This window comes from Neobacillus niacini, assembly GCF_036961885.1.
Classification (GTDB): Bacteria; Bacillota; Bacilli; order Bacillales; family Cytobacillaceae; genus Neobacillus; species Neobacillus niacini_H.
Genome location: NZ_JBALNQ010000004.1, coordinates 1 through 12,434, shown reverse-complemented (window position 1 = coordinate 12,434; position 12,434 = coordinate 1). Strand labels below are relative to the sequence as shown.

At 37.5% G+C, this 12,434-nt stretch carries 17 protein-coding genes; 4 read left to right on the top strand and 13 right to left on the bottom strand.

What is annotated here, in order from left to right:
• Nucleotides 1-167: 167 nt before the first annotated feature.
• A complete protein-coding gene (locus V7124_RS02985; protein ID WP_335412897.1) occupies nucleotides 168-302 on the top strand; it encodes a BA3454 family stress response protein in 135 nt (44 codons plus the stop codon).
• 173 nt (nucleotides 303-475) lie between these two features.
• Here V7124_RS02985 and V7124_RS02980 read toward each other — a convergent pair whose 3' ends face one another.
• The 5 genes from V7124_RS02980 to V7124_RS02960 form a co-directional block, all read right to left on the bottom strand.
• Nucleotides 476-703, bottom strand: a complete 228-nt coding sequence (locus tag V7124_RS02980) for a helix-turn-helix domain-containing protein (protein ID WP_335485803.1) — start codon at nucleotides 701-703, stop codon at nucleotides 476-478.
• Between the two features lie 10 nt (nucleotides 704-713).
• Nucleotides 714-1,190, bottom strand: a complete 477-nt coding sequence (locus V7124_RS02975) for a DUF2975 domain-containing protein (RefSeq protein ID WP_335485800.1) — start codon at nucleotides 1,188-1,190, stop codon at nucleotides 714-716.
• Nucleotides 1,191-1,344: 154 nt separating this feature from the next.
• The gene (locus tag V7124_RS02970) at nucleotides 1,345-2,121 is read right to left on the bottom strand and encodes an arylamine N-acetyltransferase family protein (RefSeq protein ID WP_335485797.1); all 777 of its coding nucleotides are present in this window, start codon (nucleotides 2,119-2,121) and stop codon (nucleotides 1,345-1,347) included.
• Nucleotides 2,118-3,032: a VOC family protein gene (locus V7124_RS02965; protein ID WP_335485795.1), complete on the bottom strand. Its 915-nt coding sequence runs from the start codon at nucleotides 3,030-3,032 to the stop codon at nucleotides 2,118-2,120. Before V7124_RS02965 ends, V7124_RS02970 begins: the two co-directional genes overlap by 4 nt.
• A gap of 23 nt (nucleotides 3,033-3,055) precedes the next feature.
• Nucleotides 3,056-3,208 (bottom strand): hypothetical protein, encoded by a 153-nt coding sequence (locus tag V7124_RS02960; protein ID WP_335485792.1) that lies wholly within the window; start codon nucleotides 3,206-3,208, stop codon nucleotides 3,056-3,058.
• Between the two features lie 183 nt (nucleotides 3,209-3,391).
• Here V7124_RS02960 and V7124_RS02955 point away from each other — a divergent pair, with 183 nt between their 5' ends.
• Nucleotides 3,392-4,522 carry an NADH-dependent flavin oxidoreductase gene (locus tag V7124_RS02955; RefSeq protein WP_335485789.1) on the top strand — a complete coding sequence of 377 codons (1,131 nt, stop codon included), beginning with the start codon at nucleotides 3,392-3,394 and terminating at the stop codon, nucleotides 4,520-4,522.
• Nucleotides 4,523-4,567: 45 nt separating this feature from the next.
• On the opposite strand, the gene V7124_RS02950 is transcribed toward V7124_RS02955, so the two are convergent.
• Together V7124_RS02950 and V7124_RS02945 are read right to left on the bottom strand one after the other, a co-directional pair.
• Nucleotides 4,568-5,269, bottom strand: coding sequence for a class I SAM-dependent methyltransferase (locus V7124_RS02950; RefSeq protein WP_335485787.1), 702 nt, complete (start codon nucleotides 5,267-5,269; stop codon nucleotides 4,568-4,570).
• A gap of 41 nt (nucleotides 5,270-5,310) precedes the next feature.
• The gene (locus V7124_RS02945; RefSeq protein ID WP_335485783.1) at nucleotides 5,311-5,502 is read right to left on the bottom strand and encodes an amino acid transporter; all 192 of its coding nucleotides are present in this window, start codon (nucleotides 5,500-5,502) and stop codon (nucleotides 5,311-5,313) included.
• Between the two features lie 124 nt (nucleotides 5,503-5,626).
• Here V7124_RS02945 and V7124_RS02940 point away from each other — a divergent pair, with 124 nt between their 5' ends.
• Entirely contained in the window at nucleotides 5,627-6,316 is a 690-nt protein-coding gene (locus V7124_RS02940; RefSeq protein WP_335485780.1) for a hypothetical protein, read from the top strand.
• A gap of 75 nt (nucleotides 6,317-6,391) precedes the next feature.
• Nucleotides 6,392-6,832, top strand: a complete 441-nt coding sequence (locus V7124_RS02935; protein ID WP_335485777.1) for a YaiI/YqxD family protein — start codon at nucleotides 6,392-6,394, stop codon at nucleotides 6,830-6,832.
• Nucleotides 6,833-6,954: 122 nt separating this feature from the next.
• Here the strand turns inward: V7124_RS02935 and V7124_RS02930 are convergent, their stop codons facing one another.
• The 6 genes from V7124_RS02930 to V7124_RS02905 all read right to left on the bottom strand — a co-directional run bounded on the left by V7124_RS02930 (nucleotide 6,955) and on the right by V7124_RS02905 (nucleotide 12,279).
• The gene (locus tag V7124_RS02930) at nucleotides 6,955-7,647 is read right to left on the bottom strand and encodes an RraA family protein (protein WP_335485773.1); all 693 of its coding nucleotides are present in this window, start codon (nucleotides 7,645-7,647) and stop codon (nucleotides 6,955-6,957) included.
• A gap of 29 nt (nucleotides 7,648-7,676) precedes the next feature.
• Nucleotides 7,677-8,687 (bottom strand): tripartite tricarboxylate transporter substrate binding protein, encoded by a 1,011-nt coding sequence (locus tag V7124_RS02925; RefSeq protein ID WP_335485770.1) that lies wholly within the window; start codon nucleotides 8,685-8,687, stop codon nucleotides 7,677-7,679.
• A gap of 76 nt (nucleotides 8,688-8,763) precedes the next feature.
• Entirely contained in the window at nucleotides 8,764-10,272 is a 1,509-nt protein-coding gene (locus tag V7124_RS02920) for a tripartite tricarboxylate transporter permease (protein ID WP_335485768.1), read from the bottom strand.
• Between the two features lie 9 nt (nucleotides 10,273-10,281).
• On the bottom strand, nucleotides 10,282-10,737 hold the full coding sequence (locus V7124_RS02915) for a tripartite tricarboxylate transporter TctB family protein (RefSeq protein WP_335485764.1): 456 nt from the start codon (nucleotides 10,735-10,737) through the stop codon (nucleotides 10,282-10,284).
• A gap of 5 nt (nucleotides 10,738-10,742) precedes the next feature.
• The gene (locus V7124_RS02910; protein WP_335485761.1) at nucleotides 10,743-11,261 is read right to left on the bottom strand and encodes a YhcH/YjgK/YiaL family protein; all 519 of its coding nucleotides are present in this window, start codon (nucleotides 11,259-11,261) and stop codon (nucleotides 10,743-10,745) included.
• Nucleotides 11,262-11,265: 4 nt separating this feature from the next.
• Nucleotides 11,266-12,279: a LacI family DNA-binding transcriptional regulator gene (locus V7124_RS02905; protein ID WP_335485758.1), complete on the bottom strand. Its 1,014-nt coding sequence runs from the start codon at nucleotides 12,277-12,279 to the stop codon at nucleotides 11,266-11,268.
• Between the last annotated feature and the right edge of the window lie 155 nt (nucleotides 12,280-12,434).

Here is a 12,434-nt window from a genome sequence, read left to right as displayed (position 1 = left end):
AATAGATCCCATGATGTATCCCCTTTTTTTAGTTTCTTTTAGTATTAGTATTTACTATAAATACCCTATTTAAATAAAACTTTACAAAGAATTCATCAGAACTTAAAGAATTGCTTTTATACTTAAAGTACAAAACCCATTACTTAATAGGAAGGAGAAAGATCAAGATGTGGGAATATACAATTTATGTACCATACAAAGGAAAAAAATATCAAATCAAAGTACTTGCGAATAAAAACCAATCAGAAGAAGAAATTTACCAAATTGCTAAAGAACAAGTTCTGAAACAATGGGGAAATTAAACAATGTCGTAATTTGATTAGGCAGGTAAGGTAGGAATGAGCACTAGTTAGGGGTGCTTATTTTTTATTTCCTCTGTTCAAATTTCTCACTTTAATTCAATAAAAAAAACGTCGCTACTTTTTGTAGAAACGCCCAGTAAGTGTTATTAGCTTTCCAAACACATTAAAAATCGTTATTTACTTTCTTGAAGTTCGTCGTCACTTCGATATTCAAGAATATCTCCAGGCTGGCAATTTAAAGCCTTACATATCGCCTCTAAAGTTGATAGTCGAATCGCTTTTGCCTTTCCATTTTTCAATATCGAAAGGTTAGCCATCGTGATTCCAACCCTTTCCGAAAGTTCTGTTACACTCATTTTCCGCTTAGCCAGCATCACATCAATATTAATAATAATTGCCATGGTAGTCACCTCAGACGATTAAGTCATTTTCTGATTTTAAATCAATAGCTTCTTGTAATAGTCTTTGGAGAACTGCAGCGAAGACTGCGATTACCATGGAAGCAAAGATAGGGACCATTCCGACTATGACGAGACCTGGTGCATCATCCAGATCTGCTACCATAAAAACAAATGGTAAAATGATCGCATATATTACACTAATTGTAATGGCACAGAATTTAATATTTTTTAGTGCTTTAACAGACAAATCAGAAAAGGCTTGATTCTTGTCCATATGTCCTAAAAGCTTAAAAGCCTGATACAATGCAGCGAAAAACGGTATCACTGATACATACATACCAACCACAATTGGGTACAGTATATGGGCATACTCTGGATTTGCTGGATTTTTTGGCAACCAAGTCAGGCCAAATATAGCCAAAGCAAGCACTGGGATTCCCATAAGAATAACAGCAAGTTTTAAAAACAATGTTGTTCCTTTTTTCATAAAAAGCACCTCACTAATTATTATAGATTGATATTAACATGATATTTATCGATTTACAATAAAATATTATTGAAATTTGTTATTTTATTATTGAATTTCAGACAATAAAAAATGAGCATTCCTTTTTAGAGAGAAATGCTCGAACACTTAGAGATTATAGATTAAAATTTTCTTTTCTAATTTCATTAAATCGTTTTTCATCAATTTTTTCTTTTTTCATTATCCCATCCACCCATCCGGTAAACGAGGATTCTGTTAGGCTCATGTTCCCTTTATCTGTTAGTTTGGTCATCACAGGCTTTTTATTAAATGCCGATTCTGGATGTTCAATGATGATTTTCTGTACTTCATTTAAGTCAGTTATTTTCGTAAACCGTTTAGCAGAATTAAAAGCATACCCTTTTTCCCAATCTTTATCTTTACGCTTTAACTTCATGTACAAAATGTAATCACCATGTTCACTTTCTTCTCGCACCGCTCTAAATTCACCATTACTAGATTCTACCCGCTCCCCATTTAACGGCACTGGTTTTAAGGGTAAGTTCCCTCCAAAACCAGTATCAACAAGGTAATCTTGCCCATTATGGGTAATAAGATTAGCAACATGGGTATTCCCAGTTGCACTCCATTGTTGCTTCAAAGGATCATATACCACACAGCGGATTAACGTTGTGTTAAAGTTGTTTCCGATTAAAAAAAGATTAAGAATTGCATTGAGCTCATAACAAATTCCACCTTCGTTTTGCTCAAGAATTTTACTCGTTAAGCTTTCATTAGTTATTTCAGCAGTCCTATTTTCTATAATACATAAATTCTCAAATGGAATCGTTTTGGCTGTGTTTTCAAGGACCTTGTCTATATTTTTAAATGTTATTACTTCATGATCCGGGATCCCAATTCTTCTACGGAATAGTATATTTACATTGTTCATCCCTCGTATGCCTTCCTTAATTCCTCAAGATCAAATTTCTTCATTTTAAGAAATGCTTGTGTTACACGGGCAAGCTGTTCAGGAGTACCCTTGCTCATCATCTCGTTTATCTCACTTGGCACAATCTGCCAGGATACACCAAACTGATCTTTCAGCCAGCCACATTGCTCGGCTTCAGGAACGGCAGATAGCTTTTCCCAATAGTGATCAATTTCTTCTTGTGTGTCACAGTACACCATAAATGATATCGCCTCGTTAAAACTAAATTTATGCTGATGCGCACTATCCATTGCGACAAACCACTGATTTTCTAGGCTGAAATCAGAGAACATGATCGTTCCTTCCTTGTCTGGCTCCATGCCATTTGGGTAGCGGGCGATATGTCCGAGCTTCGCGTTCTTAAATACTGTTAAGTAAAAAGTAAACGCCTCTTCTGCGTTTCCACTTTGATCGCCGACAAACAAAAGTGACGGCAGAATTGTTGGCCGCTCTTCACCTTCAGGATTGGTTAGCATTAACTGCCATGACAAGCCATATTTATCCTGAATCCAACCATACTTTTCACTAAACGGATACTTATCAAGTGGCATTAATGCTGTTCCACCTTCGGACAATTTGGTCCAAACCTCATTTATTTTTTCACTCGCATTTTTTTCTCGCGATGGATCAAAATTTACAATGAAAGATATTGATGGATTGATTTTGAAATAAGGTCCTGCACTAATTGCCATGAACTTCTGGCCCCAAAGCTCAAAAGAGACAATATCGGAGTCGCCTGAGGGGGTGTCGTGGATGGTTGATATGTTTGTAATTTTAGATTCTGGGAATATGGTAGCGTAAAACTCCGCAGCTTCTTTTGCCTCTTTGTCATACCATAAATGTGGAACGATTTTTTGATTTTTTTGGGACATTGTATATTCCTCCTATATATTCTTTAAAAAATATGTGCCATAACAGTTTCTTTTAGGTATTTCTGGCTATACGATGGTATTTCACCCCATCCGCCAGTATTTCTCGCTATCCGCCAGTATTTCTCGCCATCCGCTAGTATTTCTCGCAATTCTCCAGTATTCTCCCACTTATACACTAAGTATCATATCGTTCCTTAGCATAATTATCCAATCATTCATTGAGAGACTAATGGAAGAATAGTTAGCTTAATAACTGGCAAAGTTATTCAAAGACTTCCTATCATCAAGCATTTTTAATGCAATTTTTAAATCGTAAAAGTAAGATAAAAGAGTTCACTAAGATGTGGAGGTAAATAATTATGAATACAAAATATACAGCACTATTCCAACCCATTCTCTTGCGCAGCGGTATTCAATTAGATAATCGTATCGCGATGGCACCAATGACAACTTGGTCGAGTAACGATGATTATACGGTTTCAGATGAAGAAATAGCCTACTATAGCCGCCGCTCAAATGGTGTCGGAATGGTTATCACCGGTTGTGCGTATGTCACAGCTAGCGGAAAAGCATTTCAGGGTGGATTTGGAAGCGATCATGATGACTTTATTCCAGGTTTACGTCGGCTCGCATCTGCCATTAAAGAACAAGGTGCAAAAGCAGTCCTGCAAATTTTCCATGGCGGCAGGAAGTGTCCGCCAGAGTTAGTACCAAATGGAGACGTTGTAAGTGCAAGTGCTGTTTCAGGAGAGCCAGGTACAGGGTCCAATCCAGTTCCTCGTGCTTTGACGGAGACAGAAATTCAATCCATTATTCGTGATTTTGGCGAGTCAACCCGGAGAGCAATTGAAGCTGGTTTCGATGGGGTTGAACTACATGGAGCTAATGGCTATTTAATTCATCAGTTCTTTTCACCATACACTAACCGACGTGAAGATCAGTATGGCGGCAGTTTAGAAAAAAGGTTATCCTTTCCGCTTGCCGTTGTAGATGAAGTCAAAAAGGTAGTAGCGGAACATGCGAAACAACCATTCATCGTTGGATACAGATTCTCACCAGAGGAACCTGAAACACCTGGAATTACAATGTCAGATACGCTTGCACTTGTGGATGTTTTGGCAAAGAAAGAGCTTGATTATCTTCATGTTTCCACATTGGAGTTCTGGTCAGCGCCAAGACGAGGTGTTGAAGATACCCGTTCTCGCATTGAAGTGATTAAGGAGAGAGTTGGGGAAAGTGTTCCAGTGATTGGTGTCGGCTCCATTTCAACAGCAGACGATGCCTTAAAAGCGATTCAAACGGGTGTTTCAATGATTGCACTCGGAAGAGAAATTATTATTGATCCTGACTGGGTGGAAAAAGTGAAACTAGGAAAAGAATCTGAAATTGAAACAAAAATAAAGAAAGACGCTAAATCGCATCTTGTAGTGCCAGCTCCACTTTGGAAAATGATTATCAACAGAACTGGATGGTTTCCAATAGAAGATTAAAAAAGTTCCCAAATCGAAACCTAGTGTTTCAATTTGGGAGTTTTTTTACTTTTTGGCAACAACAATTAACGCTGGGGAATTTTCCGAATATGTACCCTTTTCAAAGTTACCGTAAGTTTCGATTGTTTGAAACCCACTTTTTTTTAGAATAGGAAGTAATTGTTTTGACGTGACAGGAAACAAAGTAGTCGTATTTGAAAAGGTTTGTCCAGCTGATGTTAAAGTAGTTGTAAATAAAACATGATCCCCTGTTACGTCATAACAGCGTTTAAATTCAAAGGTTTCCTTTCGGATGACAGGAAATGTAAAATCCTTGTTTCCTAAGACTTTCTCAAAATTAACAATTTGACAAATAAATACGCCATCAACCGCTAACCTTCTATATACTTGATGAATGAATTCGCTGATTTCCTCTAAATTATTTAAATGAACAAGTGTGTTTCCAATGCAATAAATCCCATCAAAGGTTTCTTCAAATTCATCTAGCTGCTGCATAGTTTTCGTAAATACACTAACTGAATGGTTGGCTGCTTTTTCACGAATTTGATTAGCCATTGCTTCCTCAGGTTCCGTGGCTGTAATTTTAAACCCTTCTTTTGACAAGTAGAGTGCCATATTACCTGTTCCTGCCCCAACGTCGAGCAATGTTTCTCCCTGTTTAAAGTTTGATACTAAAAAGTTAACAGCTTTCATATTAGTAGGAAAAATTTCATCATAATAGGGTGTTAATGAACGATAAAAAGTCAATGTAGTTACCAGCCTTTCCTTGTATATTCGTAAAATTCACATCAATCCATAAATATATTTAAAATAATCATTAAAATAATGGAAATTGAAAAGAAACCAATCATAAAAAATCCTATGTATCTAATAGGTTTTGGCAATTTTTTAAAATCTGTTTTAGCAAGATTGGCAGCGTTACCTTCAATCTTATTATAGTGGTCGATTACATCATTAAATGCCTTTTTTTCGTTATTCATCCAAACCACCGCCTTTTACTAAATTTTAACATATTCATTCCTATTGTTGGCTTTTTTTATTGTTTAATAATTCCTACTCTTAATGTGAATTATAATAAAAAAAGTGGTTAAATGAGGGTTCTTTTTGAAAAAACTAGCTCTGCTCTCTTTAATAAGTTTATTGTTTCTCACCGCACTAGTAAAGCCTCAGGAGGTTGTGCCATTTTTACGACCTGTTGCAAATGGTTTGATACAAAATACGAATGTTCCGGTTTTATTACCCACCTATTGGAGCGACCATCATAAAAAATCAAAAAAGCATGCGTCTGTTAAGGTGAGAGCCTATGAAAATAGGTATAGTATTTATTTTCTCTCAATGGATAAACCTTACCAAGCAAACGATCCTGCGTTATTTCAACCGACCGAGTCGAGTCGAATCGGTGAGCTATCCGGATATGTTGGTACGATAATGCCAAGTGACCGACCGAGGGATTTTATTTTTTATAAAAAGAAAGATGGCGTGAAGTTATGGATTCAACCATGGATTCGATCGTTGATATATGCAAAGCGCGGGCCATGGACCATGCGTTTTGATGGGGATAACAGGGATGAGCCGTATCAGCAGGCAGATGAACTATTTAAAGCGATGAAGAAAGCGAACTGGCTAAAAAACAAAGACATTATTGAAGGGCATATCAGTATTCTTGGCACGAGACGCGAAGCATACACTAGCTTTTCTTGGGAAACTAGCGATGGATATGTGTACGACTTTTATTATAAAGGTCCCATTAAGGAAGCTGTAAAAATCGTCGATAGTCTGGAATTTGTTCAATAAGTCTATGTTGTATCGTTTGACAAAAGCTTCATCTGCCATTATCATCAACTCAAACTTATTACGGGAGATATTAAGATGAAAATTTATGTTGATGCAGATGCTTGTCCGGTAAAAGATATTGTTATCTTTGAAAGTACAAAGGCAGGAATTCCTGTTACCCTTGTAACTAGCTTTTCTCATTTTTCTAGTGCGGAACAACCACCAGGAGTGGAAACCATCTATGTTGATTCAGGAGCAGATGCTGCGGACTATCGGATTATGAAGTTAGCTCAAAAAGGAGATATTATCGTTACCCAGGATTATGGTCTTGCTTCGCTCGGTTTAGCAAAAGGATGTACGGTTCTTCACCATACTGGGTATAGCTATACAAATGAAAACATTGACCAATTATTACAAACACGTTATTTGAGTGCCATGGCTCGAAAAAGCGGCAAGCGGACAAAGGGGCCAAAACCATTTACATCCGAAGATAAGGAGAAATTTAGGGAGCTATTTAAAAGAGCGATTTGTCTTTAAAAAGGAACCGTCCACACCATTTGTTTCCGTTTTTTCTTAAACTTAACTGCCTATGATTTCTAAAATGAGAAAAGACCAAATCCACGACGTGATTTGGTCTACAAATGTGTTCATTATTTCAATTAATGTTTATAGGCAAAATCTTCTATGATTTCGCATCCTTTATTTTTTAGTTCCCGATCAACCCAAGAACGATCCCATATACCCTTTTCAATCAATTCCATATACTCTTCCTCTATTTGATTTTGTTGTAAGGATTTTTCCAGTAAGAATAAAGCATCGTCAGGTTTGATCACGACAATTCCATCTATATCACACACCAAAATATCTCCTGGATTCACAACCTGGCCGCCTATGCTTATTGGAACGTTTATTTCCCCGGGGCCGTTTTTATACGGTCCCTTTGGCTGTACTCCTCTTGCAAAGACGCCAAATTCTAACTCTTTTACGGCTTCGACATCTCGAATGCATCCATCCACGACAAATCCTTTAATTCCTTTTGACATTGCATATCTCATCATGACCTCACCGGTTAGTGAATGATTCATACTGCCTTCACCATCAACGACGATGATATCTCCTTCTTGAGCCATATCTAATGCTTTATGAAACATCAGATTATCTCCTAGAGGTGCTTTTACGGTGATTGCCGGGCCTACCATCTTTACTCTATTAAAAGGCTTGATTCCTGTATCCACACATGAGATTCTTCCCATATTATCCGCAATATTTGCGACAGGAATATGTTTGAACTTCTCCATCAATTCACTCGGCGGTCTATTTACTTTTGTATATATTCTAAACCCTGGCTTCATTTTCTTCACTCCTATTGACTAACTCCTCTTTACCAACCAAATACTTCTTTTAGTTCAATCATGGATGCTTCTTGCTCTTTAAGGAATTCGATATATTCTTTCCCTTTAAGCCCGTGAATTTCCACTCCCAGTTCTGCTAATTTTTCAACATGTTCAGGATTATTCATCGCCTTTTCCAACGCTGCGTTTAATTTTTCTAGAATAGCCGGATCAACACCCTTTGGAGCAGCAATTCCTCTACTTAATAGTTTTTGAATTTTTGTATCAAAGACTTCATTAATTGCAGGGACATCTGGTAGTTTAGAGAATCGGTCAGAACCAAAGACGGCTAACACTTTTAACTCTCCAGATTTGATCAAATCCTTTGATGAAGAGTAGTCAAGAAATCCTACATCAATATGTCCGCCTAGGAGTTGAGCAATCGCTTCTGCCCCTCCATTTCCATGAACAAAACGAATATTCGTACCCAATTGGTCATTCATTTGCACTCCCGCAAAGTGTGGAGCAGATCCAACACCACCACTGCTGCCAGCGATATCATTTTTCTTTGCATAGTCGATAAATTCTTCAATCGTATTAAATCTAGATTCATCACCTTTTACAACAAGCATCCCAGAATCCACATGATGACTCATTAAATACTCAAAACTATCAAACGTTTCCTGTCTGTTTGCTGTCGGGTTTAAATAGCCTGTGAAAATGTTCGGAAAAACTAAGTAACCAAGTGTGTATCCATCTGGCTGACTAGTGGCTAAATCGCCCCAGCCTACCCAGCCACCGCCGCCTGTTTTATTTTCAATAACAACGGAAACACCTAATTCTTTTTCCAAATAAGGCTGCAGCGTTCTTGCTGCTAAATCCGTACCTCCACCAGGAGCAAAAGGTACAATAAAATTAATCGGTTTCGTCGGCCAATCAATACCTTTAGCTTCCTTATTTCCCTCTGTTTTTTCTGTTGCAGTGGTTTCCCCTTGTGCACATCCAGCAATAAGAATAATAGACAATAACACGAACAACATACTCAAGAATTTCTTTTTCATACAAACCCCTCCGATTTTTGTGAATATTTTGAAAATTATATAGATATAACTATTTGAAACCATTTTTTTAAAAGAATTACATTTCTACATCACCAGTTGAAATTCTTTTTCCCCGGATGGATGAAATAATGCTAAATAGTATCGAGATAATTGCAATGCTTAAAATAGTTGCTGAAATGGGTCTTGTAAAGAATTTAGAAAATTCACCTTCAAACATGGTTAACGACTGGATTAAGGTAGTTTCTAACAGGCTTCCTAAAACAAAAGTCAAGATAATCGGAGCGAGCGGGAAGTCAGCTTTTTTAAGAAAATAGCCCAAAATCCCAAAGAAAATCATCACTCCTACATCAAATAAACTATTTCGAATGCTGAATGTTCCGAGTATAGTAACCATCAATATGATCGGTAATAGCACTTTAAATGGAACCATTGTTATCTTTGCCCACATACCAGCTAATGGCCAATTCATGATTAAAAGTATCGCGTTTCCAATAAACATACTGGCCACGATTCCCCAAACCACCGTTGGGTTGGTTTGAAATAATGTTGGACCTGGTGTTAGACCATGCATGATAAAAGCACCTAGTAAAATAGCAATCGTAGGTGAGGTTGGAATACCTAGCGTGAATAATGGAATCAGTGCTCCACCAGAATATGCATTGTTTGCTGTTTCTGGACCAGCCACTCCTTCCATCGCTCCCTTACCAAAACGCGATGGATCATTTGATAATTTCTTTTCCAATGAATAACTGAGAATGGTCGGTATGACTGAGTTTAAACCAGGTATTAGCCCAAGAAAGAATCCCAATATACTTCCACGGCCAATAGCCTTCATGGATGGGCCCCATTCCTCTTTATTTGGCAATAATCCTTTCACCTTTAGCGGCTCCTCTGCTTTTTCACGAAAGCTTTTTTCTGCGTTAAAAAATAGTTCAGAAAGTCCGAATAAGCCCATAGCCATCGTAATAAATTCAATACCATTTGTTAAATAAGTTTCACCAAAATTAAATCGAATGAATCCAGAACTAGGATCTTGCCCAATAAAAGCTAGGGATAATCCAAAAAGAGCACCTAAGATTCCTTTCAAAAGGGAAGCTCCCATTAAGGCAACCAACAGCGTTAATCCTAAAACCAGTAACGCAAAGTATTCAGGTGGACCAAATTTTAACGCTTGCCTGGCAATAATCGGTCCTATCAGGACTAAACCCGTAATGGAAATGATTCCTCCAATAAATGAACCAATGGCAGCAATTCCAAGTACAGCACCTGCGCGTCCTTTTTTAGCTAAAGGATAACCATCCAAACAAGTAATAACCGATGCAGCTTCACCTGGTGTATTAATTAACACTGATGTGATGGTCCCACCATACATGGACCCATAATAGATTCCAGCTAACATAATAATGGCAGTAACCGGCTCTAGTGTGAAGGTTAGCGGCAAAAGGAGTGCCGTTCCTGCAGCTGGTCCAAGTCCAGGCAAGACGCCAACGAACATCCCAAACAACACACCGATTGTACAGAATAATAGATTTTGCCATGTAAGCGCCGTTTCAAACCCTTGAAGTAAAAAGCCAAATGCTTCCATATTCCCCTCCTACCAACCTAAGACATTTACAGGTAATGGAACCCGTAATAGCGTACTGAAGACCAAAAATAAAAGGATTGATAACCCGACAGAATACCCCAAACTCCAATACCATTTAAATCCTCGAATAAAAAGGATGAATAATGTAATCATGCTAGCGATTACAAAACCGGTATATGGGATGAGAATTAAAAACAGGATAGGTGCACCCATTGAAACCAATACATTGATAAACCCTTCTCCTTTTGGAAAGACTTTAGAAAGCGCGATATCACTCTTCATTAGAGTTATGAATAAATACAAAACCGCTAAAATAATCAGTATCCCATTGATCCATAAGGGAAGAAATCCTGGACCTGGTCCATACTCACTGTAGTACCCCATTGGTAATGCTTGCCAAAACATAATTCCACTGATTATGAGTATGAAAACAGCTAAGAAAAAACCTAATCCTACACGTTTCACAGTTTTCACATCCTTACGTACATTTTCGAAGGTTGTACAAAACGCTGATCACTAAGTAACAATGAATCAATTTTTATGACTACTTTTTTGATAGATTCAGATTTTCCCACATGACAACAAGGCCGATGGATATCTGTAGGAAAAAATATAGCAAACATATCTGGTTTAAGTAGAATGAAAGATTCATCTTCTACTGAGTCGTAGAAAGCAATATCCTTCGTTTCAAAGTTGTTAGTGGAAACTATGCTCTTTTGATTCACTTTGCTTACCCCGATGATTTCTTCACTTCCATTAAATAGATAATGAATATCAATGTAGCGTGCATGTGATTCAGGTTGAGTATCAACGATTGACTTCGTATTAACCTCCTGGATTTGAGCGAAAATTTCTTTTCCTTGAATTTCATATTTTCCGGGGCTAAGACTACCAATATCAGTATTTATTATGTACTCCATACCTATCTGAATGGCAGAATGAAAAGCATATTTCTCCAAATTCCAATTGTGCAGATCACATACAATCATTTTTTTACTCCCCCTTTTCACCGCATGATTTTCTTATGATTAGTTTGGGTTCAAAAATCGTTGTTTCCGGTTCTGTTTTGTCTGTGTTCTTTATCAATTCTATTAATCGTTTCGCAGCCTTTTCCCCCATTTCATATGCAGGTTGATAAACAGATGTTAATGGGGGATCCACCAATTCTGCCCAAGCAGGATCATCATATCCTACAATAGCTACATCCTCAGGAATCTTTAATCCCGATTCTTTTACCGCTTTCAATATTTCTAAATTCAGAATATTGTTGGTTGAGATAATCGCATCTACTTTCTTCTCTTTAAGGACTTCTATTATTTTTTGTTTTGCCATTCCAGGTTTCTCATCTACAATCTCAACCCAGCTTTCTTGGTTACCCTGTGCACTTAACGCCATATTAAACCCTGCAACACGTTCATATCTTGGACTGATTTCATTAGGAGGGTAGACGACTAACATAATCCGTTTTCTCCCCAGCGACAATAAATGTTCTGTTGCCATCCATGAACCCTTAATATCATTCATAGCTACTGCGTTTAAAGATACGTTCGGTGTTTTACGGCTTACGGCAACAATCGGATAAGAACGCTCAATCAGTTCTTCATAAAAGGCTTTATTGTGAATGGTTGGACTGACGATCACCCCGTCTACTTTTCTTTGCATAAAACTCTTGATTTGTTCAACCTCAAGTTCAGGGTCGTCTCCCGTATTGGAAATCATCAAACTATATCCTTGACTCCGGCAAGCATCCTCAACCCCTTCAAGAACTGCAGACCAAAACGGATGGAGTTTAGAAAGAACAATCCCTATTACATTGGTTGTTTTCAGTTTCAGTCCTTGAGCCAATGTGTTAGGTTGATAATTTAATTCTTCTATGATTCTTAACACCCGTTCTTTCGTATCTTTATTCACCTTTCCATAGTTTCCATTTATGATTCTTGAAACAGTGGTTTTCGATACATTTGAAAGTCTTGCAATATCTGTAATGGTTATTTTCTCCATTTTCATATTATCACCTCCAAAATTATTCGTAATTTTTAAGAATAAACCATTTTCATACTACTTTTAACCCTTTTACTTACGATTCCGCACTCAATGTGAGCGGTTACAAATATTGCAGTGTTTTGCTTATTCGTGGAATTTTTTGGTTAACCGGTTTCATA